Origin of the sequence: Paenibacillus pasadenensis (assembly GCF_002864175.1) — a bacterium.
In the GTDB taxonomy this organism is placed as follows: Bacteria; Bacillota; Bacilli; order Paenibacillales; family Paenibacillaceae; genus Paenibacillus_O; species Paenibacillus_O pasadenensis.
This window is the reverse complement of the sequence record NZ_NFEZ01000004.1, coordinates 325,236-350,899: the sequence shown is the minus strand read 5'-3', so window position 1 is coordinate 350,899 and position 25,664 is coordinate 325,236. Positions and strand designations below refer to the sequence as shown.

25 protein-coding genes are annotated in these 25,664 nt (G+C 66.6%); 2 read left to right on the top strand and 23 right to left on the bottom strand.

The window, feature by feature from the left end; translation table 11 throughout:
* Positions 1-146: 146 nt before the first annotated feature.
* From B8V81_RS11285 to B8V81_RS11275, 3 genes are all read right to left on the bottom strand, one after another.
* The gene (locus B8V81_RS11285; RefSeq protein ID WP_101808390.1) at positions 147-1,277 is read right to left on the bottom strand and encodes a TolB-like translocation protein; all 1,131 of its coding nucleotides are present in this window, start codon (positions 1,275-1,277) and stop codon (positions 147-149) included.
* A 92-nt stretch (positions 1,278-1,369) separates the two neighbouring features.
* On the bottom strand, positions 1,370-2,860 hold the full coding sequence (locus B8V81_RS11280) for a sensor histidine kinase (RefSeq protein ID WP_101808389.1): 1,491 nt from the start codon (positions 2,858-2,860) through the stop codon (positions 1,370-1,372).
* Positions 2,860-3,558: a response regulator transcription factor gene (locus tag B8V81_RS11275; RefSeq protein WP_028599351.1), complete on the bottom strand. Its 699-nt coding sequence runs from the start codon at positions 3,556-3,558 to the stop codon at positions 2,860-2,862. The genes B8V81_RS11280 and B8V81_RS11275 overlap by 1 nt, the downstream gene beginning before the upstream one ends.
* A gap of 140 nt (positions 3,559-3,698) precedes the next feature.
* Here B8V81_RS11275 and B8V81_RS11270 point away from each other — a divergent pair, with 140 nt between their 5' ends.
* On the top strand, positions 3,699-4,211 hold the full coding sequence (locus B8V81_RS11270) for a DUF6376 family protein (protein ID WP_052333341.1): 513 nt from the start codon (positions 3,699-3,701) through the stop codon (positions 4,209-4,211).
* A 256-nt stretch (positions 4,212-4,467) separates the two neighbouring features.
* On the opposite strand, the gene B8V81_RS11265 is transcribed toward B8V81_RS11270, so the two are convergent.
* Positions 4,468-5,034, bottom strand: a complete 567-nt coding sequence (locus B8V81_RS11265) for a DUF420 domain-containing protein (protein ID WP_028599349.1) — start codon at positions 5,032-5,034, stop codon at positions 4,468-4,470.
* Between the two features lie 134 nt (positions 5,035-5,168).
* Entirely contained in the window at positions 5,169-6,014 is an 846-nt protein-coding gene (locus tag B8V81_RS11260) for a class I SAM-dependent methyltransferase (RefSeq protein ID WP_101808387.1), read from the bottom strand.
* A 215-nt stretch (positions 6,015-6,229) separates the two neighbouring features.
* On the opposite strand from B8V81_RS11260, the gene B8V81_RS11255 reads away from it, so the two are divergent.
* Positions 6,230-8,299, top strand: a complete 2,070-nt coding sequence (locus B8V81_RS11255; RefSeq protein ID WP_101808386.1) for a beta-N-acetylhexosaminidase — start codon at positions 6,230-6,232, stop codon at positions 8,297-8,299.
* 378 nt (positions 8,300-8,677) lie between these two features.
* On the opposite strand, the gene B8V81_RS11250 is transcribed toward B8V81_RS11255, so the two are convergent.
* The 18 genes from B8V81_RS11250 to B8V81_RS11165 form a co-directional block, all read right to left on the bottom strand.
* Positions 8,678-9,397 carry a transcriptional regulator gene (locus B8V81_RS11250; protein ID WP_240479036.1) on the bottom strand — a complete coding sequence of 240 codons (720 nt, stop codon included), beginning with the start codon at positions 9,395-9,397 and terminating at the stop codon, positions 8,678-8,680.
* 127 nt (positions 9,398-9,524) lie between these two features.
* Positions 9,525-9,749: a hypothetical protein gene (locus B8V81_RS11245; protein ID WP_028599347.1), complete on the bottom strand. Its 225-nt coding sequence runs from the start codon at positions 9,747-9,749 to the stop codon at positions 9,525-9,527.
* Between the two features lie 33 nt (positions 9,750-9,782).
* A complete protein-coding gene (locus tag B8V81_RS11240; RefSeq protein ID WP_028599346.1) occupies positions 9,783-10,445 on the bottom strand; it encodes a peptide-methionine (S)-S-oxide reductase MsrA in 663 nt (220 codons plus the stop codon).
* A gap of 86 nt (positions 10,446-10,531) precedes the next feature.
* Positions 10,532-11,362 (bottom strand): energy-coupling factor transporter transmembrane component T family protein, encoded by an 831-nt coding sequence (locus B8V81_RS11235; protein WP_028599345.1) that lies wholly within the window; start codon positions 11,360-11,362, stop codon positions 10,532-10,534.
* A complete protein-coding gene (locus B8V81_RS11230; protein ID WP_240479035.1) occupies positions 11,359-13,167 on the bottom strand; it encodes an ABC transporter ATP-binding protein in 1,809 nt (602 codons plus the stop codon). Before B8V81_RS11230 ends, B8V81_RS11235 begins: the two co-directional genes overlap by 4 nt.
* 88 nt (positions 13,168-13,255) lie before the next feature.
* Entirely contained in the window at positions 13,256-13,810 is a 555-nt protein-coding gene (locus tag B8V81_RS11225) for an ECF-type riboflavin transporter substrate-binding protein (protein WP_028599343.1), read from the bottom strand.
* Between the two features lie 99 nt (positions 13,811-13,909).
* Complete coding sequence (locus tag B8V81_RS11220) at positions 13,910-15,499, bottom strand: stalk domain-containing protein (protein WP_164820115.1); 1,590 nt, start codon at positions 15,497-15,499, stop codon at positions 13,910-13,912.
* A 236-nt stretch (positions 15,500-15,735) separates the two neighbouring features.
* On the bottom strand, positions 15,736-17,115 hold the full coding sequence (locus B8V81_RS11215) for an LLM class flavin-dependent oxidoreductase (RefSeq protein WP_028599341.1): 1,380 nt from the start codon (positions 17,113-17,115) through the stop codon (positions 15,736-15,738).
* Between the two features lie 26 nt (positions 17,116-17,141).
* Positions 17,142-17,612 (bottom strand): DinB family protein, encoded by a 471-nt coding sequence (locus B8V81_RS11210; protein WP_028599340.1) that lies wholly within the window; start codon positions 17,610-17,612, stop codon positions 17,142-17,144.
* Positions 17,572-18,816, bottom strand: a complete 1,245-nt coding sequence (locus tag B8V81_RS11205) for an amidohydrolase (RefSeq protein WP_101808385.1) — start codon at positions 18,814-18,816, stop codon at positions 17,572-17,574. The genes B8V81_RS11210 and B8V81_RS11205 overlap by 41 nt, the downstream gene beginning before the upstream one ends.
* The gene (locus tag B8V81_RS11200) at positions 18,813-19,916 is read right to left on the bottom strand and encodes an MsnO8 family LLM class oxidoreductase (protein WP_052333339.1); all 1,104 of its coding nucleotides are present in this window, start codon (positions 19,914-19,916) and stop codon (positions 18,813-18,815) included. Before B8V81_RS11200 ends, B8V81_RS11205 begins: the two co-directional genes overlap by 4 nt.
* A gap of 17 nt (positions 19,917-19,933) precedes the next feature.
* The gene (locus B8V81_RS11195; protein ID WP_028599339.1) at positions 19,934-20,686 is read right to left on the bottom strand and encodes an amino acid ABC transporter ATP-binding protein; all 753 of its coding nucleotides are present in this window, start codon (positions 20,684-20,686) and stop codon (positions 19,934-19,936) included.
* The gene (locus B8V81_RS11190; protein WP_028599338.1) at positions 20,683-21,393 is read right to left on the bottom strand and encodes an amino acid ABC transporter permease; all 711 of its coding nucleotides are present in this window, start codon (positions 21,391-21,393) and stop codon (positions 20,683-20,685) included. Before B8V81_RS11190 ends, B8V81_RS11195 begins: the two co-directional genes overlap by 4 nt.
* Positions 21,390-22,175 carry an amino acid ABC transporter permease gene (locus B8V81_RS11185; protein WP_052333338.1) on the bottom strand — a complete coding sequence of 262 codons (786 nt, stop codon included), beginning with the start codon at positions 22,173-22,175 and terminating at the stop codon, positions 21,390-21,392. The genes B8V81_RS11190 and B8V81_RS11185 overlap by 4 nt, the downstream gene beginning before the upstream one ends.
* 38 nt (positions 22,176-22,213) lie before the next feature.
* Positions 22,214-23,119: a transporter substrate-binding domain-containing protein gene (locus B8V81_RS11180; RefSeq protein ID WP_052333337.1), complete on the bottom strand. Its 906-nt coding sequence runs from the start codon at positions 23,117-23,119 to the stop codon at positions 22,214-22,216.
* 28 nt (positions 23,120-23,147) lie between these two features.
* Entirely contained in the window at positions 23,148-23,651 is a 504-nt protein-coding gene (locus B8V81_RS11175) for a GNAT family N-acetyltransferase (RefSeq protein WP_028599336.1), read from the bottom strand.
* A 111-nt stretch (positions 23,652-23,762) separates the two neighbouring features.
* A complete protein-coding gene (locus B8V81_RS11170; RefSeq protein ID WP_101808384.1) occupies positions 23,763-24,644 on the bottom strand; it encodes a LysR family transcriptional regulator in 882 nt (293 codons plus the stop codon).
* A 168-nt stretch (positions 24,645-24,812) separates the two neighbouring features.
* Positions 24,813-25,649, bottom strand: a complete 837-nt coding sequence (locus B8V81_RS11165) for a formate/nitrite transporter family protein (protein ID WP_101808383.1) — start codon at positions 25,647-25,649, stop codon at positions 24,813-24,815.
* Positions 25,650-25,664: the final 15 nt, after the last annotated feature.

The window sequence follows — 25,664 nt, the reverse complement described above, 5'->3', positions numbered from 1 at the left end:
TCCAGTATACTATAAGTTCACCCAATAAGTTACGTAAAATCATACGGAGGCAAGCTTCATCTATCGGTGAAGCATGGCCTAGTCCCGCTCACCCCGCACCAAAAACGCCGGAATCCCGCTTGCGGAATTCCGGCGCCTGCCGCCTTTTATTGATCCTTGAAGCGAACGATCGTCGTCTTGAACTCGATGCCCTGGCCGCCGTAGGAGGACGTCGTCATCATCAGCTGCTTGCCGGAAGGGCTCCAGCGGACGGCATCGCCCGCGAGGTCCCGCGTGCTGACGAGACTCGTCTGCTTGCCGGTCTCGGCCTCGGACATGAACAGCCCCTGATCCTCGACGCCCTCCGCGCTGAGCGAGTAGGCGAGCGTCTGGCCGTCCGGGGACCAGCTCGTGCCGAAGATCTGCGTGCCGGAGGCGAGCTCCTTCTGCTCGGCGCCGCCGGCATCGGACAGGACGAGCTTGACGCCGGCCTGTCCGGACCGCTTCACGAGGGCGAGGCGGCTGCCGTCCGGAGACGGAACGACCCAATCGATGCCCTCGGCCACGGCTTTTTTCTCCTTGGTCTCTTTGTCATAGGCAAACAGCGTCTGGTTCTCGCCCGCGATGTAATACCAGGTAGCACCCGATACGGCCAAGCCGCGGATGAACTTGTCCTTCTCCTTCACTACGACCGTCGCCTTGCCCTGGAGATCGACCTGCATGAGCTCTCCTTCGAGCGTCGGGAAAATCACGGTGCTGTCATCGGCCCATGCGCCTTCGGTGGCGGGGATGTGGATGTTGTCGAGCTCCGTCACCGTTCCCGTCTCGAGGTTCAGGATCCGGCCGAAGCCGGTCGCCTCCTCGGTCTTCTTGAAGAACAGATGCTTCTTGTCCGGCGACAGCGCGGCGAAGCCGGTATCCGACGGAGAAGCCTGCAGCGTCTCGAGCTCGCTTCCTTCCGCCACCGCGCGAATATACAGGTTGAAAGGCTGGCGCTGCTCGCCCTCCGTCGCGGTCGGCGGCTGCTCGGCGTTCGGAGCCATCGCGACGATGCGCTCCTCGTCCAGCCATTCCTGGCCCCGCACGCCCTCGAGCGTGCTGACCTTGTCGATCTCCAGTCCGGTATCGTACACCGACTCCTGCTTGTTCTCGACGACGGTCACCTTGGAGCCCGGCTTCTCGACCGTCTCGCGGTCGGGAGCGTTGCCGGAGGCGCAAGCGACGGCGGACAGCAGAGCGGCGGTCGTCAGGACGGCGAGCGCCGAGCGGCGCATCTTGTTCGGGTTGGCTTTCATCATGTTCGGTTCCCCCTTGCGGTTGTTGCTTTCAGCTTAACCGTAGGATGCGTCGGCGCGATGTCGAGGATGTTTCCGAGTTGTAAACAAATGCCTCACTCCCCGCTCCGCCCGTCTGCAAGCGGCAGCCGCAGCGTGAACCGCATGCCTCCGCCTGCGCGCCGGCCCGCCTCCACGGAGCCGCCCTCCTTGGCGGCCAACTCGCGCACGAGCGGCAGGCCGAGGCCGGTGCCGCCCGTCTCGCGGCTGCGGTCGCGGCTCACCGTATAGAACGGCTCGAACACCCGCTCCAGCAGCTCCTCGGGGATGCCGATGCCTCCGTCTTCGACGTCGAGCACCGCCCAGCCGTCCTCGGCGCGGCTGCCGAGCCGGACGAAGCCGCCCGGCCGGTTGTACTTGATCGCGTTGTCGATCAGATTGACGAGCATATGCATGAGGCTCTCGCGGTCGCACCATGCCTGCGCGTCCCGCAGCTCAAGCTCCAGCCGCAGGCCGAACTTCTCCGCCTTGCCGCGCATGCGGCCGGCCACATCCTCCAGCAGCTCGCGGGCGTCGAGCCGCTCGGCCCGGGACTCGAACTCGTAGCGCTCGAGCGAGGACAGCTGGAGCGCCTTTTCGACCATGTCGTACAGACGGTCGGTCTCCTTGCCGATGCTGCGATGCGCCTCGCCCAGCAGCTCCGGGTCGTCCTTGTACATGCCGACGAGCTCGACATACGCCTTGATTGAGGTGAGCGGCGTCTTGAACTCATGGCTGATGCTGCCGATGAACTGCTTCTGCTGGCGCTCCAGCGCCTGCAGCTTGTCGACGGCGAGCTGCAGGTTGCGCCGCTCGCGCTCCATCGCGCCGATGCCGCTCTCGAGCTCCCGGCTCATGAAGGCGATGCCTTCGCCGAGCTCGCCCAGCTCGTCCCGCCGCCGCACCGGCGACGCCGCGATGAAGTCCTGGCGGCGGATGCGGTCCGCCGCGCCCTTCAAGCGGACGACCGCGGACGCGATGCGGCTGAAGTACAGGTAGCCGAGCGCGAACGCCGCCGCCAGCACGCCGCCGCCGATGACGAGGAACAGCCGCCGGATCTCCTGGCGGAACTGCTCCGATCCGCGCAGCGAATACTGCAGCTGCACCGCGCCGAGCTGTCCGTCCGGCCCTTCGAGCGGAGCGAGGTAGATCAGCGTCCCGTCCGATTCGGTGAAGGCAACTTTATTGTCCAGCGCGTAGCCGAGCAGCTCGCTCGCGGGCGAGCCGGCGGGCGGAGCGGCTCCCGTCCCGTCCTGCAGCGAGCTGCCTGCGACCGTGCCCCCCATGTCGTAAAGCGTCAGCGGCAAGCCGCCGTAAGCGTACAGCTCCTGCGCGAGCTGACGGCCGCTGCGCCGCAGGAATTCCTGCGGATCGCCTCCGGAGCCGGAGTAATACGCCTGGCGGATGCGCAGGTTCGCCATGCGGGTCTGCTGCGCCAGCTCCTGCTCCATGCGCGCCTGCTGGTTGTCCTGGATGCCGCGCTCGACGAGCAGGCTCAGCAGGCCGGCCGCGAGCAGCAGCAGCGCCGCGAGGAACAGCGTCAGCCGCAGCCTCAGGCCGAGCCGCATTAGTCCGAGCCTCCGGCCGCGGAGGGCGACGCCTTGTAGCCGATGCCGTAGACGGTCTGCAGCGCCGCCTGCCAGGGCTCGCCGAGCTTCTTGCGCAGCCGCTGGATATGGATGTCCACCGTGCGCGTGCCGCCGGCGTAATCCATGCCCCAGACGAGATCGAGCAGCTCCTCGCGCGTGTACACGCGCTCCGGATGATGCAGCAGCGCGGCGAGCAGATCGAACTCCTTGGGCGTCAGATCGAGCTGACGGCCGTCCGCATAGGCGGCGCGCCGCTCGGGCAGCACCCGCAGGCCGCCCTCCGCAGCGGCCTCCTGCGCCGCCTCGGGGATGCGCTCGAGCCGGCGCGCCAGCGCCTTGACGCGCGCGAGCAGCTCGCGGATCTCGAACGGCTTGGTCATGTAGTCGTCCGCGCCGAGCTCCAGGCCGACGACCTTGTCGACGATATCGTTCTTGACGGTCAGCAGGATGATGCCGATGTCCTCGCGTCCGTCCAGGCGGCGGCACACCTCGTAGCCGTTCAGCTTGGGCATCATCACGTCGAGCACGACGACGCGCGGACGGAAGCTCTCGACCTTGGCGAGCGCCTCTTCCCCGTCCTGCGCCGTCTGCACCTCGTAGCCCTCCCGCCCGAGGGCGTAGGCCACGGCGGAGGCGATGCTTTTCTCGTCGTCGACGACGAGCACGCGCGTCTGCATCGGGCATTCACGCTCCCTTCTGCTACAAGTATACCCGACTCGACCCGGTTGAAAAGGGACGCCCGGCGCCGAAAGGTGAAACCATCCGGCCCTGCGGGGAGTAAAGGAGAGGAACGACACCGCGAAAGGATGATGAACCGATGAAGCAAAACCACCGGCTCCGCCTTCCCGCGCGAGCCGTATCTCTCGGCCGCCGGCGGCTGCTGGCGCTGCTGCTCGCGCCCGCCCTGCTGGCCGGCTGCTCGCTGCCGGGCAGCGTCGACGAAGCGCTCGGCGGCGTGAACGATTCCCTGACGTATGTGAATGAAGCGACCACCTATATCAACGAAGCGAACCAGTTTTCCAACGAGCTGCCCGGCCTGGCCCAGCAGGCGCTGACCGATCCGGACGCGCTGGCGAGCCTGGAGACGGAGCTCGGCGCCATGAAGGCGGACATCGCCGCCTTCAACGGCTTGACCGCGCCGGAGTTCGCCTCCGCGATCGACGCCAAGCTCGAGCAGTACAACGGCGTGCTGAGCGGACAGATCGACGGCCTGCTGCAGGCGGTGAACAGCGGCCAGCTGACCGCGCAGGCGATCGAGCAGTCGCAGATCGGCCAGACGCTGTCGCAAATTACCGCCATCCTGGACCAGGTCCAGCGGCTGGGCGGCTGAATTCTGCTTAGATAAAAAACACCCTCTAGCAATTAAAAAATGCCAGAGGGTGTTTTTTTGAATTCTCAGGAGGGCGCGCTGCGCTTCCAGAACCGCCGCGCCGCCAGGCTTCAGGAATCGTTCGCATCGGATGAGGAGGGAGTCGGGCTCGTGGAACATTCGGAAACCGGCATCTGCAAGAGCAGTGAACCGATGCTTATGCCGGACCCATCCTCCGTTCCATCACGAATCGACCAGCTTCCGCATCAGCGTGGTTTCAGCCGCTCACATAATAAGGCGCCATGAACAGATACACGATGACGCCGGTGAAGCTGACGTACAGCCAGATCGGCATCGCCCAGCGCACGATGCGCTTATGCTTCTTTACCTGCATCGTCCAGCCCCAGACGAGCGAGAACAGCGCGAGCGGCACGATGACCGCAGCCAGGAAGCTGTGCGTGATGAGGATCGTGAAGTAGATCGGCCGCACGATGCCTTCGCCGCCGAACTTCGCCGTCTCGGGCGACAGGTAGTGGAACGTCAGGTACGTGACCAGGAACAGCAGCGTCGACGAGAACGCCGCCAGGATGAAGCCCTTGTGGAGCTTGATGTTCTTGCGCAGGATCGACACCAGCGCGGCCACGAGGAAGATGAACGTGAAGCTGTTCAGGATGGCGTTGATCCGCGGCAGGACGGTGATGTCCCAGCCGACGCTGCCTTTGTAGCCGATCGGCCCGAAGAACAGCGCCAGAATGATGACGTTCGCCACCAAGGAAATGCCGATGATCCAGGTCGTGAAATTGCGGCCGGATGTCGGCTGGATGGAATTCGGAGACTCGTTCAAGGCGGATGGTCCTCCTTCTCGCATTGCCTGTTGATACTCTTCATTATAGGCAACGGCATGTCCTTCATGTGTGACAACACGTTGAATCTTGCCTATCTCGGCCGCCGCGGCGTCTCGCCGAAGCCGTCCGAAGCTCAGCCGGCCGTCATCGCCCAGCTGTCCATCGATTCGAAGCTTGAGCCGGCGGAGGCGTATGCGGCCAGCAGGCCGAGCTGCGACTCCAGCAGCTGACGGCTCTTGCGGGGGAGGCCGTGCAGCCGCGGCAGCTCCTCGGCCTGCTCTCCCAGCGCCAGATCGACCTCCCACCCTCCGTCCTGAAGGCCGCCTGCCGGAAGCGTCGCCTCCTCGTCCACGCTCCAACCGGCGCTGTGCGCGATTCGCCGGATGTCCGCCGGCGCGAGCAGCGTGCGGACGTTGGCCTCGCTGTCCGTTTTGAAGCACTCGGCCTGCGCCTGCACGAGCACGGCGAGCAGATGCGGCAGCTGCCCGATCCGGCCGATGCGCGGGTCCCACTCGGCGAAGCAGAGCCGGCGGCCCCAGCGCCGCGCGCGGGCGAGCAGCCGCTCCAGCTGCTCCGGCGACTGCAGGTACCAGGAGCTGTGCGAGAAGACGATCTCGTCATAGGCATTTTCTCCGAAATCCACGCCGTCCTGCAGCACGTCGAGGCCGAACTCCATCCGCACCGGACCGCCGATCCGGGACTGCTGCAGCCTTGCCGCCGCTTCGCCGACGGTCATCGGCGCTCCGTAGCCGGGCGGCGCGATGTCGACCCCGCGCACGAGGCCGGACGGACCGACCCGGCAAGCGAGCACCGCGGTCGTGTCTCCTTGCCCGCATCCGATCTCCAGCACGCGAGCGCCTTGCCGGATGCCCCAGAACTCCGCCAGCCTCATGCGATGCGCGGTCTGGACCCGCTGCACCTCGGCCATCTTGCCCTCCAGCCCAAGGCTGTCCAAGATCGTTTCCAGCATGTCGTCCATTCCTTGTCCTCCTCGTCTCCGTTGCTGCCGCTGCATTTCCCCCAGCTTATCCTTTCCCGGTCCCCGACGCAATTCCCCGCGATTTCACCCCCTATTTCGTTGATTTCTCACCGTTCAGCGCCGAGCCGCCATCCGGTACAATGAAGGACAGGATCGAGGAGTCCGCGCCGACGGGGACAGCCGCGCGGCAGCGGAAGGCATAGGGGGCAACGACAATGAAGACGACATGGACATGGATCGGCGAGCTCGGCGAGGTGGAAGCCGGACTGCGCGAGCTGGCGGACGAGCTGAAGCTGAAGTTCGAGCTCGGCGGGGAAGGCAAGGCGGGAGGAGCCGAGGCGATCGGACGCGGGGAAGACAAGGCGGGAGCCGAGGCGATCGTCGGCAGCGAGGCCGCGGACGATCGAGCGGCACGGGAAGCCGGCGGCCACAGTCGCGGCGACGGAACGACGGAGGCCGAGCGGGCCGTGACGGTCCGCGTCGAGCGGGGCGGCGAAGGGCTGGCGGCCGGCTATGCGGACGGACGGGCGTGGATTCGCTATGAGCGCAAGCATCAGTTTTTCCGCGCGTTCTCGCTGCTGCTGGAAAAAGGCGTCGACGGTCCGGCCTGGGAGCTGGCCGAGCAGCAGCGGATCGGGACGGTCGGACCGATGTTCGACCTGTCGCGCAACGGCGTGCTTACGCTCGACGCCTGGCGCAGCCTGCTGCGCCGCATGGCGCTCATGGGGCTGAACAGCGTCATGCTGTACATGGAGGACACGTACGAGATTCCGGGCGAGCCGTACTTCGGCTACATGCGCGGGCGCTACAGCGCGGAGGAGCTGCGGGCGATCGACGATTACGCGGATCTGTTCGGCATCGAGGCGTTCCCGAGCATCCAGACGCTCGCCCATCTGGAGGAGTTCCTCAAGTGGGAGCCGGTCAAAGGCTACAAGGACACCAAGGGCGCGCTGCTCGCCCAGGACGATCGCGTCCTGGAGCTGGTCGAGCGGATGATCGAGCGGGCGACGGCGCCGTTCCGCAGCCGCAAGATCCACATCGGCATGGACGAGGCGGAGGAGGTCGGACGCGGCAAGCATCTGGACCTGCACGGCTTCAACGGCCGCTTCCCGATCATCGCGGGGCATCTGCAGGCCGTGCTGGACATCGTGCGCCGCCGCGGCCTGTCGCCGATGATGTGGAGCGACATGTTCCTCAAGCTCGCTTCCGCGAACGGGGCGGAGCATTTCGACCGGAACACGGTCATCCCGGAGGAGATGGCCCGCCAGATCCCGTCCGACGTCGACATGGTGTACTGGGACTACAACCACTTCGAGCCCGAGCACTACGAGGCGCAGCTCGGCAAGCACCGTCCGCTCGGCTGCCGCGTCGTGTTCGCGGGCGGCGTTTGGGTGTTCAACACGTTCGGCGTCAACTACGGCCTGTCGCTGGCGGCGACGGAAGCGGCGCTGCTCGCCTGCAAGGCCGAGGGAGTCGACGAGGTGTATGCGACGATGTGGGGCGACGACGGCATGGAGAGCAACCCGTTCATCGCGCTGCTAGGCCTGCAATACTACGCGGAGCAAGCGTACTGCGACGGCAAGCCGGAGTGGAGCCGAGTCGAGGCCCGGACGCTGGCCTGCACGGGCACCGAGGCGGCGGCGTTCCTACTGCTGAACGGCCTCGACGAGACGCCCGGCGCGGAGCCGGGCAACCGCAAGCAGACGAACCCGTCCAAGTTCCTGCTGTACCAGGACGTGCTGCTCGGCCTGTTCGACCGCCAGATCGCCGGCCTGGAGCTGGATGCGCATTATGCGGAGCTGGAAGCGGAGATCGCCGCGTCGCGGCGGCCGGGCGCGGCGCTCGATCCGCTGTTCGAGGTGCCGGAGCGGCTATGCGGGGTGCTGCGCTGGAAAAGCCAGGCCGGCCTCCGGCTCAAGGCCGCCTACGACGCGGACGACCGCGCGGAGCTGGAGCGGCTCGCGTCGGAGCTGCTGCCGCGCATCGCCGAGGCGGTGCGGGCGCTGCGCGAGGCGCATCGCCGCCAGTGGCTGTCGATGTTCAAGCCGTTCGGCTGGGAGGTGCTCGACATCCGCTACGGCGGCGTGCTGACGCGCCTCGACACGGCGGCGCTGCGCCTGCGCGACTACCTGGACGGCCGCGCGGCGCGGCTCGAGGAGCTGGAGCAGGAGCGGCTCCCGTACAGCACCGTGAACCTGGAGCAGGGCGGCAGCCTCGGCTGGTGCAGCTACTACTACCGCATGGCCAGCCCGAACGTGTTCTACCACGTGCAGAATCCTTTCTGACGCGCATGGCGGAGGCACGCTCGCCGCGCTGACGGCGGATGCCGCGCATGGCGGCGGACGCGTATGACGGCGGACGCTCACACGAATGTCGCGCATGGCGGCGGACGCGCGCACGAATGCCGCGCATGGCGAGACTTGCCCGCAGCGCGTTGGTCCGCCCTAACCGTTTGCGACGATGCAAAAGCCCGTTCCTGCCTCGACGGCGGGGAACGGGCTTTTGCATCGCACATCTCCTCGCTAACGACGGCTGAGATGCTTAGAAGCCCCTTTTCCACGCCTCCAGAAAGCTAACGACGCGTCAGACGCTTACAGCAGCCAACAGCCTCTTTTTTGTCGGCAGTTCCGTCCCTTTGGCACCGCTAAGCCCACCACGCGTCGTTAAAATTCCTGGCCGCCCGATTTCGGCCTTCTAACGATCTGATTCGTCGCCAGACCCTCGGCAAGGGAGCGTTCCGACAGTCCGTACAGCCGATAGCGCAGCTTTCCGCTGACGATGCTCAGATAGCCTCCGTCGACCATCTTCCCGAGCAGCTTCCGAGTATGGGATTCGGATGTCCTCAGATGGCTGGACAGCTCCATCGCAGAGAAAGGCACCATCTGCCGAAACGCGAACCTCAGAATCTCCGCTTCTTGCCAGTCCAGCTCCCGGGATACGCTCATCGCCACAAATCGGCCGACGAAGGCGAGCACCAGCTGCTGGCAGCGCTTCGGCTCCTCCAGAATCGACGGATAGGCGACCGGGAGGACCACCCAGCTGTCTATCGCGAGATAGCTATGTCTCCAGCTCAAGTCCTTGAAACGACGCACGTCCAGATCCCGGGCGTGAGGACCGTACCCCTGGATCTCGAACGCGCCTCTTCCGCCGGCCGGGGGCAAGTAAGCCAGATCGATGTAGCGGCAGCCTCCCCCCATGTCGCGGACTTCCCACTCCGGGTGCAGGTGCTGGAACCCTCCGATGGCCGGGAACCATGCTCTGCGCAGAAACTCTACCGTGCCGTGCCCCAGTCCTTCTGCCAGCCGCTCCCTGCGGCGGACATTCTCCTCCCGTTCCACCACCTCCTCCAGCCATGCCGTATACGCTTGCTTGAAGTCTGCCACGCTCGTCTCCTCCTCGCCAGGTGCCGTTAAAAAAAGCGAACGCCGCCCCGCGCGCTCCCGAAGACGGGAACGAGCAGAGGCGGCGTGTGCTTCACGGCCTGGTCTGTGCTATAGATTTATCATATAGCTAGATTATAACGGGGTGGCGCGCGGCTTGGCAAGCGGCTGCCGCATCATGCGGCAGCGTCCCCGCTTCGCTCGGCAACGTCCCCGCTTCGCTCGGCAGCGTCCCCGCTTCGCTCGGCAGCGTCCCCGCTTCGCTCGGCAGCGTCCCGCTTTGCTCGGCAGCGTCACCGCTTCGCTCGGCAGCGTCGGTTGGCGGCTTGGCGAGCCGTACGGCCAGCCCGATCACGCTCGCCATCCTTTTGAGCCCGCGGCCGGCCCGCTACCAGCGGATGCTGCGCACGGCGGCGGCGAGCTCGCGCCGGCGCTCCGGAGCTTCGCCGGTCCACCGCTCCAGCTCGTCCAGCAGCGCGGAGCGGTTGGCAAAGCCCTTGGCCAGCCCGTTCAGCCGGCAAGCCAGCCGGGAGCTTTCCGCCTCCGCTTCGGACGGGAACAGGCCGAGCAGCTTTGTCCAGGCATCGGGGTAGCGCTTGAGGGAATGCTTCTGATGGCGCTCCTCCGCGGGGAAGAACCGCCCCAGCTCCCTGACCTCCGTATCCGGCTCCGGCAGTCCCGCCAAGCGCCGCTCCTCCAGCCAGCCCTCGATCGCCGCGAGCTGCTCCGGCTCGCTCCAATGAACGATGGACTGGTACTGGCGGCCCTTGTAGCCGTTCGTATTGGCCGGATCGTGATGCTCCCGGAACAGCCGCAGCAGCTCCTCGTACGAAACGGCCGCCGCGTCATAACGGACGAGCACCGTCTCCGAATGGTCTCCCATCTCGCGGTACGTCGGCGCCTCCGAGGAGCCGCCGGCATAGCCGGTCTGCGTGGCGAGCACGCCTTCCTGCGCGCCGAACAGCGCCTCGGGACTCCAGAAGCATCCCATCGAGAACGCCGCCGTTCTTTCCTTTCGCCCTGCCGCTGCCTTCGCCTCGGTTCCATTCATGCGCCTATCCGCTCCTTCCGCGCGCCGCGTCGCTTCTTCTTCATTATGCCCCGCCCGGCGGCCGCCTCCAAACGGCGGCGGCGGCGCTACGCAAACGGATTATAAAAGCGCGAGCCGTCCTCGAACGTCAGCCAGAACGACGCCGCCGCGAGCAGGACGACGAAGGCGATCGCCGCGATATCGGCGGCGCGCAGCGGCCGCGCGCTGTACCAGGTGCGCTTCGGCCCTTGGCCGAAGCCGCGCAGCTCCATCGCGGCGCTGACCGTCTCGATCCGCTGCACGCTCGTCAGGATGAGCGGCAGCAGGATGCCGACCATATGGCGCACTCGTTTGACCAGCTTCTCCTTGCGGGAGATGTCGAGGCCGCGCGCCTGCGCCGCGAAGCGGATGTTCTGGAAATCGCGCTGGATGTCGGGGATGTAGCGCATCGCGATCGACACCGAGCAGGCGATCCGGTAGCTGACGCCGACCCGGTTCAGCGACGAGGCGAACTCGCCGGGATCGGTCGTCAGGATGAACAGCAGCGCCATCGGGATGACGGCCAGGTACTTGAGCGCCACGTTGAGCTGGTAGAACAGCTGCTCCTCCGTCACCCACCAGCGGCCGACCAGGTGCAGCAGGTCGTGCCGGGTCCCGTAGATGCGGACGCCCTCCAGCGGCGAGAACAGGAAGATCGCGACATGGTTCATCAGGAAGAAGACGAGGATGAGCGCAAGCACGAACGAGAAGTCCCGGAAGCGGACGCGCGAGACGCGGAAGGCGATCAGGCCGAGCGCGAGCAGCACGAGCAGCACCCGGGTGTCGTAGGTGATCATGGCGGTGACGGACCAGACGGCGAAAACGACCAGCTTGGCCGCGCCCGTCAGCCGGTGGATCGGCGAGTCTTGTCCCGTATAGGCGATCAGCTTGGCCTTCATCGTCCTCTCCCCTCCCGGTCGCGGCGGATGAACCGCCCGACGAATTCCGCCGGCGCCCCGATGCCCGCGCGCTCGGCGAGCCGCTGCAGCGACGTCTCGCGCAGGCTCGCCCGGCGCACGAGCTCCGCATCAGTCAGGATCGTCGCGGGAGGCGCGTCCGCCAGCACCCGGCCGTCTCCGATGACGACGGTGCGCTCGGCGTACTCCATCATCAGATGCATGTCATGCGTGATGACGAGGATGCTTTTCCCCCGTTCCTTGAGCTGCAGCACGAACTCCATCATCTCGTTGTAATGGCGGTAGTCCTGCCCGGCCGTCGGCTCGTCCAGCAGCAGGATGTCGGGATCCAGCACGAGGATGGAGGCGATCGTCACCCGCTTCTTCTGGCCGTAGCTGAGCGCCGAGACCGGCCAGCTGCGGAAGGGATGGAGGCCGCAGATGCGCAGCGTCTCCAGCACCCGCTCCCGCGCCTCGTCCTCGGGCACGCCGCGCAGCCGCAGGCCGAGCGCGACCTCGTCGTAGAGCAGCGTCTTGGACAGCATGTGGTTCGGGTTCTGCATGACGAATCCGATCCGCTCCGAGCGTTCCTTGATCGTGTCGCCCGCCAGGTCGCGCCCCCGGTGGAGGATGCGCCCGGACGTCGGCCGGTAAAAGCCGCAGATGAGCCGCGCCAGCGTCGACTTGCCCGCTCCGTTATGCCCCGCGACGGCCAGCAGCTCGCCCTCGCCGAGCTGCAGCGACAGCCCGCTCAGCACCGCCGGTCCCTCGTCGTCATAGGCGAACTGCACGTCCTCCAGCTCCAGCACGGGCGAGCGGCGAGGCGGAGGCGGGTCGGACGGCGCCGCCTCATGCCAGTCGCGCAGCGGCTCGCGGATGCTGGCGAGCTCCAGCCGCTCGAGGCTCTCCGGATGCAGCTCCGGCGAGATCGCGCAGCCCGCATGCCGCAGCGCGGTCACATACAGCGGCTCGCGCAAGCCCGTCTCGGCCAGCAGCGGCGAGCTGAGCAGCTCCGCCGGCGGCAGGTCGGCCACGATCCGGCCGTCGGCGAAAACGACGATGCGGTCGACCGGGCGATGGAGCACCTCCTCCAGCCGATGCTCGACGATGACGATCGTCTTGCCCGTCTCGCGGTGGATGGCGTCGATCCGCTCCACCGCCTGCCGTCCGGCCTCGGGATCGAGGCTGGCCAGCGGCTCGTCGAACAGCAGCACCGGCGTGTCGCTGACGAGCACGCCCGCCATCGAGACGCGCTGCTTCTGGCCGCCCGACAGCGTCTGCGGCGAAGCGCCCAGATGCGCCTCCATGCCGACGGCGCGCGCGGCCCGCTCCACGCGCTCCCGCATCTCCGTCTGCGGCACGGCGCGGTTTTCCAGCTCGAAGGCGATGTCCTCGCCGACCGTCATGCCGACGAACTGCCCGTCGGAATCCTGCAGCACCGTGCCGATCAGCCTCGACAGCTCGAGGATGCCGAGTCCGGCCAGCTCCCGGCCGCAGACGCGCGCCCGGCCCGTCATCTCGCCGGAATGCACATGCGGCGCGAGGCCGTTCAGGCAGTGGGCGAGCGTGCTTTTGCCCGAGCCGGACGGACCGACGATGAGCACCTTCTCGCCGGCGGCGATCGTCAGGGTGATGTCATGCAGCGTCGGCTCCTGCTGGCTGCGGTACTGGAAGCCGAAGCCGTCCAGCTCGATGACCGGCGGCCCGTTGTCGGCGCGGGCTCCGGCAGCGCGGCCCGCCGCTGCCGGCGGCGCGGCCAGGCCGATGCCGCCCGCATGCGGAGCCGTCTCGTCCATGCGTTCGTTCATGATGATGTCCTCCTCTGAAAAAGCAGCGGAGCCGGCGCAGCGCGCCGGCCCCAAGCTTGTCTCGATTGATCTCGTGCCTGCAGGGCAATTACAGCTCGCGCGTCAGGCTGCCTTTTTTGGTGCGGGTCTTGGCGTAGGCCGCCAGCAGCAGCGAGCCGAGGACCGCGACCGTCACGATGTTGGACAGGCCGGCGACGAGCCCTTGCGTGAACACCTTGTTCACCGGTTCGGCGTAGATGACGATGTCCAGCACCGGCGCTACGACGAACCAGGCGGCCGCGTTCGCGATGATCTGGTACAGGTTGAAGCGGATCAGGTCTTTTTTGCCGAACTCCCCGTCCCGCACGTCGATCTTGCGCGCCGCCAGGCCGATGATCAGGCCGACCACCGCCGAGGCGATGATCCAGCTGAACCACGGGCCGAATGAAATCGCGTCCTTGATCGTGTGGCCGATGAGGCCGATCAGCAGGCCCGCGAGCGGTCCGTACAGCACCGCGAACAGCGCCAGCAGGGCGTAGGTCGTCTCGATGTTCGTGTCCGGTATGCCGGACGGAATCGAGCCGAACCTTCCCAGCACGACGAACAGCGCCGCGCCGATGCCGATGGCGACGACCTGCTCCACCGGCGAAGCTTTTCTTGCCATGATTGAATTCCTCCCCCGAATGATCCCCATGTAGCGTTGATGTAAGCAGATTATATATCGGAATAGTCGGGTATACAACGGGCAGTTGAAAATATCGCTTTATTTCGTCACCGCCACCGCTTGAACCGCGCTTCCGTCCGCCGGTACGACGATGGAAGCGACCTTTCTCTCGTTCCCGCTGTAGGGACCGGCCGAGCCGGAGACGACGAGATCATAGCGGCCCGGCGGAAGATGCAGCCGGCACTTCCCGTAGTGGACGGACAGCGAGAGCAGCAGGCTGCCCTGCGCGTCATAGAGCCCGCCGTAGCCGGACCAGAGGTCGGCGCGCTCTGCTTCCACGGAGACCGACACGTTGAACGCAGGCAGCCGCAGCTGGGATGGCACGGCCTTGCCCGCTGAAAGAGCGATCGTCTGATCGCTCAGCAGCCACGCTGCCGGACCGCTCGTGACGTTGCGCAGCCGATAAGCCCCGTCCGCCCGATCCACATATGCAGCAGGGCCGTTCCAATACAGCGGGAACTCCGGCTGCGCGTCCAGGCCGAGCAGATAGCTTCCATAAATCAGCGCGTTTCCTTGGTCGTCCAGGAAGGACAGCTCGGGAATCGCTGGCTTGGCTTGACTTGGGCGGAGCCACTTCGACAGGCCCTGCATGCGAGCCGTGCCTGCGGCGCTTCCCCGGTTCCCGACGGAGCGCTCGGGATCGGCTCCGCTCGCCAGCAGCAGCTGCGTCGCTTCGAAGCTTCCGCCAAACACCGCTTGGGCAAGCGGCGAGCCTACGTTCGGGTCGGCGCCATGCTGCAGCAGCAGCCGGACGAGCTCCGGGTCGATCTCGAAGAAGACGTCCTTGCCGTCGACGGTATAAGCGCCGCCCGAGCTCGCGATTTCCAGGAGGGAGCGTCCTGACACCGGCTCGATCGTGTTCGGATCCAGGCCATGCTCCAGCAGCAGCCGCAGCAGGCCGCTCTTGCCCGCTCTCTGAGACGGCTCGAGGAAGTCGGCGGCAAGCTGCGGATCGAACGTCGACCCGGCGGCGAGCAGAGCTTCGACCGCATCCATCCGAGCGAGGCGGATCGCCACATCCAGAGCCGTCGAGTCGCCGTAGCCATGTCCGCGCGCCAGCGGATCGGCTCCGCGCCGCAGCATCTCCTTGACCGTGGCCGCCTCTCCATCTCTGGCCGCATGAAACATCCGTTCCTCGAATTCCATCGCCTGGTAAGGGCTGTAGGAAAACGTCAGCTTTCCTGTCGCTTTCTCATAGGCGCTTTGATCCATTCCCAGCGTCTTCGCGGCCATGAGGACCGGAATATAGAGCGCGCCTTGGATCAGCTTCGGCGAATAGGGCAGTCGGACCGACTGGCCGTTCGCGACCGCTTTAGGCGATCCGACCGCTCCGTTTACCTGGATCGCCCCTTTTTTCAGCGTGATGGCGCCTTTCGAGAAGACCAGGCTGGCGCCGGCTCCTTTGGCGAACGCTTTGGCGGGCAGCATCATCTGGCCCGACAGCCAGATCGGCTCGATCTTGAGCTCGAAGCCGAGGGACGGCTTCGAACCATCGGCATGAGCCTGGGCTGCGGAAGCGGCCGGCAGCGAAGGATGGAGCGGGCATGCGGCTGCCAGCAGCAGCGCCGCGGCGCCCGCAAGCAGCAGCTTGCGGGCAGGAGGCAAGCAAAGGCGGGGCATCTTAGGCATGGACGGGACTCCTCGTCTGGTTCGATCTACCCATGGTTGTATCATGGCTGTCCGGCGTCTGTCTACGGCGGAATCGACTTTCGCGAATACGCGAAAAAGAAGCGGGGCTTGGCCCCGCTCCAGTCTGCCGCTCGGCGCAGGCGCATCCGCCCGCCGATCGTCGCTGCCGCCTCCGCAGACCTGCTTCCTCAGCCCTGCTTCCTCAGCCCTGCGCCTGATCCGGCCGCTTTCGCAGCCTATGCCTCCGCCGGCGTCCTCGCATCCACCGCTGCCCCCGCATTCGTCCGCACTTCCGCACGTCGGGCGGCGGCGTAACGGGTTTCCGGAACCGGCAAGCCGAGGTTGCCGCGAAGCGTATCCGCCTCATACTCGTGGCGGAACAGGCCGCGCGCCTGCAGGATCGGCACGACATGGTCGATGAAGTCCTCCAACGCCCGCGGCACGCTCGCGCCGATCATGAAGCCATCCGCCGCGTCCGCCTCAAACCACGCCTGTACGCGGTCCGCGACCTGCTCCGGCGTGCCGATGAACGGCGTCCGCGGCGTCGCCACCTGCAGCGCCGCCTCGCGCAGCGTCAGTCCCTGCTCGCGGGCCGTCGCCTTGATGCGGTCGGTCGTGCTGCGGAAGCTGTTCTGCCCGAGCTCCCCGAGATCCGGGAACGGAGCGTCAAGCTCGTACTGCGAGAAGTCATGATGCTCGAAGAAGCGGCCCAGATAAAGCAGCGCGTCCTCGGCCGAGACGAGCTCCGCCGTCTCGCGGTACTTGCGCTCGGCCTCCTCCTCCGTAGAGCCGACGATCGGCCCGATGCCCGGAAAGACGAGCAGGTCGTCCGGATTCCGGCCGAACGAGGCCGCGCGCCTTTTGACGTCCGCATAAAAAGCAGCCGCCTCCTCCAACGTATCGTGGCCGGCGAAAATCGCATCCGCCTCCCGAGCCGCGTAGTCCCGCCCGACCTCCGAGGCTCCCGCCTGGAACAGCACGGGATGCCCCTGCGGCGAGCGCGAGATGTTCAGCGGCCCCTTGACGGAGAAGAACTCGCCCTCGTGGTTCAGCTCATGCAGCCGGCTGCGGTCGAAGTAGATGCCCCGCTCCTTGTCTCGCGGAAACGCATCGTCCTCCCACGAGTCCCACAACCCGCGCACGACGTCCAGATGCTCCTTAGCGATGCGGTACCGCTCGTCATGCTGCGGATGCCGCTTCGGCCCGAAGTTGAGCGCCGAGCCCTCGAGCGGCGAGGTGACGATGTTCCAGCCGGCGCGGCCGCCGCTGATCTTGTCGAGCGAGCCGAACTGCCGGGCGACCGTGAACGGCTCGCTGTACGACGTCGAGAGCGTGCCGACGAGGCCGATCCGCTCGCTGGCGGCGGCGAGCGCGCTCAAAATCGTGATCGGCTCGAAGCGGTCGAGGAAGTGCGGAATCGACTTTTCGTTGATGTACAGACCGTCGGCGACGAACACGAGGTCGAACCGGCCCTCCTCCGCCTTGCGCGTCCACTCCCGGTACAGCTTGAAGTTCGTGCTCGCATCCGCCTGGATATCAGGATGCCTCCATAGCGACGTGCTGCTGCCGACGCCGTGGAGCATCGCTCCCAGGCGCAGCTGTTTGCGCTTGCCCATCTCGAATTCCCCCTTGTTTTCCGCGTTCAGCGCACGGCTTCCACGGCCCGCCTTATGCGGGCGATCTGCGCCAGATGCGTGCCGACATGCCGGACGAAGCCGTCCACGATGCCTCGCAGGTCGATCGGGTCGCCTTTGAACGTAATGCCCCGCTTGGCCAGCTCCCCCGCATCCAGCCGCTCCAGCAGCCGGGCGTTCGCCCGCAGCAGCGCCGCGAACGCCGCCAGATGCTCCGCTGCCTCCTCCTCGTTGCCATGCTGGCCCGACACCCAGCGGTCCTGATCGAAGCGCGGCAGCCCGGCCTCCGTATCGGCGAGGATGTCGCGGATGCGGAACGACACGACGATGCTGTGGTCGGCCAGATGGGCCAGAACCTCCGTCACGCTCCACTTGCCGGGAGCCTCCTTTTCCTTCAGCTGCCGCTCGTCCAGTCCCTCGATGGCCTGCGCCAGCTGCTCATGCGTCTGGCGAAAGGCTTGCAGATCGATCGCGCTCATGCGCTTCTCCTCCTCCATGCTTCGACTCTCCGCTTTCTTCGGTCCCCGTCCCATCCCCCTCTGCCGCGAACCGCCGCAGCGCCCGCTCGGCCAGCTCGGCCAGCAGCCGCGCCGCCGGCAGCAGCGCCCGCTCGTCGACGTCGAAGCGGGGATGATGCCACTCCTGCGGCCCGTTCGTCCCCAGGAACACGAACAGGCCCGGGACCTCGCGCTGGTAGAACGCGAAGTCCTCGCCCGCCAGCGATGGCGAGGGCTCGACCGGCTCCAGGCCGGCCGCCGCGGCCGCCTCGCGTCCCAGCTCCGCCAGCGACGGATCGTTCAGCACCGGCGGCGGACCTTGCACCCAGCGCAGCGTCGCCTCCGTTCCGAGCGCCGAGGCGACGCCGACGACGATCGCCTCGAAGCGCTCCAGCACGCGCCGGCGCACCGCCTCGTCGAACGTGCGGATCGTGCCCTCCAGCACCGCCAGGTCGGGAATGATGTTCCATGACGTGCCGCTATGGAGCTTCGTCACGCTGACGACGACGCTGTCCAGCGGACCGACGCTGCGGCTCGCGATCGTCTGCAGCGCCGTCACGACATGCGCCGCCGCCGCGATCGGATCGAGGCCCGCTTCCGGCACGGCCGCATGCGCGGCGCGGCCCCTCACCTCGACGACGAAGCCGTCGGCGGCGGCCATGAGCGGGCCGGCCTTGATGCCGGCAGCGCCGACCGGCAAGTCGGGCTTGTTGTGCAGCCCGAACACGGCGCGCGCGCCGTCGAGAGCGCCGGCGGCGATCAGCTCGCGGGCGCCGCTCGCCTTTTCCTCCGCCGGCTGGAACAGCAGCCGCACCGTGCCGGGAAGCTCGCCCGCCCGGCGCTGCAACAGAAGCGCGGCTCCGACGAGGGCCGCCGCGTGGAAGTCATGCCCGCATGCATGCATGACGCCCGGCGCCAGCGAGGCGAACGGCAGCCCTGTCTCCTCCTGGATCGGCAGCGCGTCGATATCCGCGCGCAGCGCCACGACCGGACCCGGCCCGCCGATCTCGGCGATCAGGCCAGTGCGGAGCCCGTAGCGGCCGAGCGGGCGAATGCCCGCCTCCTCCAGCCAGGCCTGCAGGCGGCGCGTCGTCTCCCGCTCCTCGCGGGACAGCTCCGGATGGCGGTGCAGCTCCCGCCGGACGGCGACGAGCCGCGCCTCCAGCTCCTGGTCCGTCCCGCTCACGCCGGCTCTCCGGCGGCCGCCCCGGCTTCCAGCCCCGCTGCCGCTTCGACCCCCAATCCTGCATCCGCCCCGGCTTCCAGCCCCGCCGCCGGCTCCGCAACCAGCTCCGCCAGCAGCTCGAACGAGCGCAGCCGCGCGGAGAAGTCCGGCACGTTCGTGACCACGATGAACTCCGCCGCCCCGGTCGCTGCCTGCAGCGACCGCAGCTTGCGTCCCACCGTCTCCTTGGAGCCGGCGTAGACGATCGCTTCCTTCTCCTCGATCCGGTACTCGAGGCCGGACTGGCGGCCGAACTCCTCGGCCTGCTCCCGCGTCCCGAGCGTCACCGTGCGCCCGTCCTGCAGATGCGTCTTGACGACCTTCTGCGGCGTCAGCTGCGCCTCGGCCGCCGCGTCCGTATCGGCAGCGACCGCCGCGACGGCGACGATCAGCTCCGGCTGCCGCCCGGAGGAGGCGTCGAAGCTTTCGCGGTACGCCTGCGCCGCTCGTATTGCCAATTCCTCGTCTGCGCCGATGAACAGCGAGAATACATAAGGCAAGCCGAGCTTCCCGGCCGAGCGGGCGCTTTCCTCGCTCGCCCCGAGCACATGCAGCAGCGGCGGCTGCGCCGGTGCCGGCGCGGCGCGCAGGCCCGCCAGCGGATGCGGCTCGGCGAGCGGACGGCCGCCGAGGTAGCCGCTCAGCTCCTCAAGCTTGCCTTCGAGCGGCCCGCCCGCGCTGCCCGCTCCCTGCCGCAGCGCCTGCGTGCTGCGGGGCAGCCCGCCGGGCGCGCGGCCGACGCCGAGATCGACGCGGCCCGGCGCCAGCGCCGCCAGCACGTGGAACGTCTCCGCTACCTTGTACGGACTGTAATGCTGCAGCATGACGCCGCCCGAGCCGATGCGGATGCGCTCCGTGCGGGCCAGCAGGTAGCCGATGAGCGCTTCCGGCGACGAGCCGGCGAGCTGCTCGCTGTCATGATGCTCGGCGACCCAGAAGCGCCGCAGCCCGAGCTCCTCGGCGCGGCGCGCCAGCCGCACGGTATGGGCCAGCGCCTGCTCCGGCGTCTCGCCGGGATGGATCGGACTCTGGTCAAGCACGCTGATGGACAACGAAGACATGGCGGAACCTCCCTATTTCAGATTGAATACGTCGCCTCCGGCGTGATGCGCCGCAGGAACTGCCGCGTGCGCTCCTCCTTGGGCCTGCGGAACAGCTCCTCCGGCGGCCCCTCCTCGACGACGGCCCCGTCGTCCATGAACACGACGCGGCTCGCGACATCCTGCGCGAAGCCCATCTCGTGGGTGACGACGATCATCGTGATGCCCTCGCGGGCGATGCGGCGGAGCACCGCCAGCACCTCGCCGACGAGCTCGGGATCGAGCGCCGACGTCGGCTCGTCGAACAGGATGACCTCCGGCTCGAGCGCCAGCGCCCGGGCGATGCCGACCCGCTGCTGCTGCCCGCCCGACAGCTGGCTCGGATAGGCGTCCAGCCGCTCGCCGAGCCCGACCTTCTCCAGCAGCTCGACGCTGCGCCGGCGCGCTTCCTCCCGGGGCATCCGGCGGGCGACGACCAGCCCCTCCATCACGTTCTCGAGCGCCGTCTTGTGGCGGAACAGGTTGTACTGCTGGAACACCATCGCCGTGCGGCGGCGCAGCTCGTGGATGTCCCGGCGGCGGATCGAGCGGCAGTCGGCGGAGAAGCCGCCGATATGGATGCTGCCCTCCGACGGCCGCTCCAAAAAGTTCAGGCAGCGCAGCAGCGTTGTCTTGCCCGAACCGCTCGGGCCGAGGATCGCGAGCACCTCTCCTTTTTCCACGCTCAGGTCAATGCCCTTGAGCACCTCCGTCCGTCCGAACGACTTGCGGATTCCCTTCAGCCGAATCATGCGACTCCCCCCCGATGGTAACGACTGACGCGCTTCTCCAATACCGCCCCGATCCGCTCCAGCACGAGCGTCATCGCCCAGAACAGCACCGCCGCGGCCAGGAACGCCTCAAAGTACTTCCAGTTCGTCGAAGCGACGATCTCGGCCTGCGCGTTGATGTCGACGACCGACACGACAAAGGCGAGCGTCGAGGCGTGCAGCATGCCGATGACGAAGTTCGTCAGGTTCGGCACGCTCGCCGCCAGCGCCTGCGGAAAGACGATGCGCCGCAGCGCCTGCGGCACGGTCATGCCGACCGAAAGCGCCGCCTCCATCTGCCCGCGGCTGACGGCGAGCAGGCCGGAGCGGATCACCTCCGAGCCGTACGCGGATGCCGTGATCGAGAACGACAGCATCGCGAACGCGATCATCGGAATGCGCGCCGACGTCCACGACGAGCCGAGCTGACCGGCCACGCTGTCGATCAGCAGCGGCAGCCCGACGTAGAGCAGCAGCAGATGCGTCAGCATCGGCGTGCCCCGGATGACCGTCACCCAGCCGGCGGCGAGCCGGCCCAGCACCGGCACCGAGAAAAATCGCAGCAGCGCCAGCACGCTGCCTGCCGCAAGGCCGCAGAAGGCCGACACCGCCGTCAGCAGCAGCGTCGTCGGCACGGCGGGCAGCAGCTTCAGCAGCGCCTCCGCGATGAACGCCAGGTCCAGATTCATGGCGCGTTCCCTCCTTTCAGCTCCTGGATCGGAGATGGCCGCACGGACGGCCTCAGGCCCGCGAAGCGGCGGGGGCTCCCCGGCTCATCTCCGCTCCGCTCATGCCGCAGCAGCCGGCGCTCGCCGAGCTTCATCAGCTTTTCCAGCACGAACGCGACGACGAAGTACACGAGCGCCAGCGCCAAATACGCTTCGGCGAAATGCTGCGTGAGCGAGGCCAGCGTCTGCGACTTGCCGGTCATCTCCATGACGCCGAGCGTGAAGGCGAGCGAGGTGTCCTTGAGCAGCGCCAGCGTCAGGTTGGACAGCACCGGCACCGCGATCGCCAGCGCCTGCGGCGCGACGATGCGGCGGAATGCCTGCACGCCGGTCATGCCGACCGTGTAGGCGGCCTCCACCTGCCCGCGGTCGACCGCCTGGATCGACGCGCGGATCGTCTCGGAAACGTACGCCCCGGTATGAAGCCCGTACGTCAGGATGACAAAAACGAGCACCGGCGTCTTGCTCACGTCCACATGCGCCAGCTTCAGCAGCTCCGGCAGCCCGTAGTAGAACAGGAACAGCTGGATGAGGATCGGCGTCCCCCGGAAAAACGACGCGTACAGCTGCGAAAGCTGCGCCAGCACGGGGATCCGGTACAGCCGCGGCAACGCCGCCAGCAGGCCGGCCAGCAGGCCGAGCAGCAAGGAGCCGGCGACGATCCGCAGCGTCAGCCCGAGCGTGCCGAGCAGCTTGGGGATGAAGTCGATCACATAGGCAAAGTCAAACGGCAATCCGCCCATCGGCAGGTCCTCCTCGTTCCCGAAGCCGGCTCGGGCTGTTAGTCCTCTTCGGAGGTGAAGTCCGCTCCGAGCCACTGCTCGCTCAGCTTCGCCAGCGTGCCGTCAGCCTTCACTTCCTTGAGCGCGGCGTCAATGTCGTCAGCGAGCTTTTGCGACTCGGGCTCGTTCTTACGGAAGACAAACAAGATGTCCGCCTCCGACAACGCCTTGCCGACCCGCTTCAGCTTGCCCTGGGGATCGATCAGCGACAGCGAGAAGTCGGCTGCGAGCGCCGCGTCCACGCGGCCGCTCGTGATCTGATTCACCGTATCGTTGGCCACTCCGCTGGAGTAGACGATTTTCAGCGGATCGCCGTGCTCCTTGTTGTAGTTTTCCAGAATCTGCGCCTGCGCGCTCGTCGGCGAGGTCAGGAACTTCTTGCCGTGCAGGTCGGCCAGCGACTCGATCGGATCGTTATTGTCCTTGGCGACGACGATCTTGTTGCGCCAATGGGCGTAAGGCTCCTTGTTGAACAGGTACTTCTCCGTCCGCTCCGGATTTTTCTCGAACTCATGCGCGGCGAAGTCGATCTTGCCCGTCTCGAGGCTGAGCAGCAGGCTCTTGAACTCCAGCGTCTGAAACTCGAACTCGTAGGCGGGCAAACGCTTGTCGAGCTCCCGCACCAGCTCCACGTCGAACCCGGTCAGCTTGCCGTTGGCGTCGATGAAGCACACCTGAGGGAACTGCGTGCCCGTGCCGACGATGATCTTTTTCGCCGGCTGCGCCGAGCCTTCCGCTCCGGGCGCCGCACTGGCCTTCGAAGCGCCGGTATCGGCGATTCCGCCATTGGCATCGGCATTGGTTCCGGCTCCGCAGCCGGCCAGCGCCAGCCCCGCGAGCAGCGCGGCGGACAGCAGCAGCGGCCGTGCCGAATAAGTCCAGGATGGTGAAAGTCGTCTGTTCATCGGAATCTCCCCTTTTTCAATCGTTCGCTTAGTCTTGCAGCTGCGGCTGCAGCCGTTTGCGCAGCAGATGCATCGTCCCGTCGCCGTTGCCGAAGTCGATCGCTCGATACCGCTCGTAGCCTTTGCGCTCGTACATCGAGAGCAGCCACGGATGCCGCTCCGCAGTCGCCAGCGTGACCGCCTCTGCGCCCAAGCGGCGCGCCAGCACCTCCTGCTCGACCCAAGACAGCAGCTTGGAGCCGACGCCGCGGCTCTGCAGCTCCGGGGCGACCGCGAACCATTTCAGGAAGGGCAGGTCGGTAATCGCCTTCGCCTCCTCGCCCTTCGACAGCGTGATCGTCGCGGCCAACTCCCCGTCCAGCTCCAGCACGTAGCATTCATGTTCGCGGATGTTGCTTCGGATCAATTCCTCATCCGCATGGGCGGCAGGCCAGCTCAGTTTCAGCTCGCGGATCTGCTCGTAGGCGCCGTAGACGATCTGCTGCAGGCGCGGCGCATCCTTTTCGACGGCGATCCGGTACAGCTCCCCCATCCTGATTCCTCCTCAGCCATTAATTTCATAACAATTCCTATGCAATTAGTATGAATTAAGCCCTGTGTCTACTGTAGCACCGTCTGCCGCCGCCCGGCCAATAGACTTGTTCTATTCGATCATAGAAAAGGCTTGGAAGCTCCGGATCGCTTCCACCAGCTCGGCATATTCGCCGCTGCGCACGCTGAGGCTCGTCTGCAGGGAGATGCCGGCCGTCTCCGCGATCTCGACGGGCACGAGCCGTCCTTTCGCCGCTTCCTCCCGAATGCAGACGCCAGGCAGGAAAGCGATGCCCGCGCGGCCAAGCACGAGCTTTTTGGCCGTCTCGGATTGATCGGCATGGCAGACGATATCCGGCGGCTGCTCCAAGCTCTCGAACACCCGATGCAGCCGCAGCCAGTCAAGCGACCCGCATTCGAAGAACACCAGCTTCTCCCCCGCAAGCTCGGACAGCTCGATCCGGCCGCGAGCGGCAAACGGATGGCTGTCGTAGACATAGAGCCGGATCGGATCGTCGTAGAGCGGATAGGAGCGGAGGGAGGGATGAGTCAGCTTGCGCACGAACGCGATGTCGATCTCCTGCTCGAGCAGCCGCGCGCCCAGCTCGTCGGTCGTAGCCGTCATCAGCTTGAACGTCAGCTCGGGGAAGAGGCCCTTGAGGAAGGGCAGAAGCTCCGGAATGATGTAGGTGGAGACGGAGACGGTGCTTCCGATGCGCAGCTCCTGAGGTACGGACGGCTTCTTCTGCAGATGAAGCTTGCCCTTGCGATACGTCTGGAGGATCTGCTGCGCGTAGGGAAGGAACGTCTTGCCCGTGTCCGTCAGCTGCACTCCCTTGGCCTGGCGCTCGAACAGCTTGGCGTCCAGGTCCCGTTCCAGCGTTTGTATGCGTGAGGTCACGGACGGCTGGGAAAGATATAGCGCATCGGCCGCCTTGTTGAAGCTCCCGTAATGGTTGACGTAGACGAATGCCTCGATATTGTCGATATTCATGGGCCGCCCCCCAAAGTATATTTCTCACATCTACATAGTGGGTTTAATTTGTATGACTATAGCTTACCCCTCCCGGGCTGTCAACGGGCCGTTTGCAGCAGCAGGACGGCCAATCGAAAAAAGCGCCTCGGCCCGCATGGAATGCGGATCCGGGCGCTTCTTGCCGCTTTAGAGCACTTGACGGCGGCGCTTCGGCCCGTCGCTGCCGCCAGTTGGTCGCGGAGCGCTCCCTCCGAGCCGCACCGGGCTGATGAACCAGTAGGACGCGCCGATGATCAGGCCGCCGCCGACGATGTTGCCGAGCGTGACGGGAATCAGGTTATGCAGCCATCCGGCGAGCGTGACCGTGCCGGGATGCGGCAGCAGCAGCGACAGGCTGAGCAGCGTCATGTTGGCGACGCTGTGCTCGTAGCCGCTCGCGATGAAGGCCAGCAGCATCCACCAGATGAGGATGAGCTTCGCCGTCTCCGACTTGGCGCGGGCTCCGCACCAGAGCGCCAGGCAGACGAGCATGTTGCAGAGGATGCCGCGGAAGAACAGCTCGGCATAGCCCAGATGCATCTTTTTCGCCGCGATCGCGAACAGGATATGATCCGGACCGATGCCGTGGAAGACGCCGGCCCCGACGACGAGTCCGCACAGCGCGAGCGCGCCGAGCAGGTTGCCGGCGAACACGAACGCCCAGTTGCGAAGCGCGTCCCCCCAGGTGACCGTTCCCGAGAGGCGGCCGATCGTGAAATACATGTTGTTGCCGGTGAACAGCTCCGCTCCGGCGAATACGACAAGCGTGAGCGCGATGCCGAAAAACGCGCCCATGACGAGCGAGACGACCGGCGAGTGCGCCGCCAGCAGCGGCGCGCCGATCAGGAAGATCAGCACGATTCCCAGGCCGACATACGCTCCGGCCAGCATGCAGTGCACGAGATAACGCAGCGGCCGCTCGCGCTGCATCCGGCTTTTGTCCGCAGCCAGCCTCGCCAGCTTCTCCAGCGGTTGTTCGTACATGAGGGCTCCTCCTTT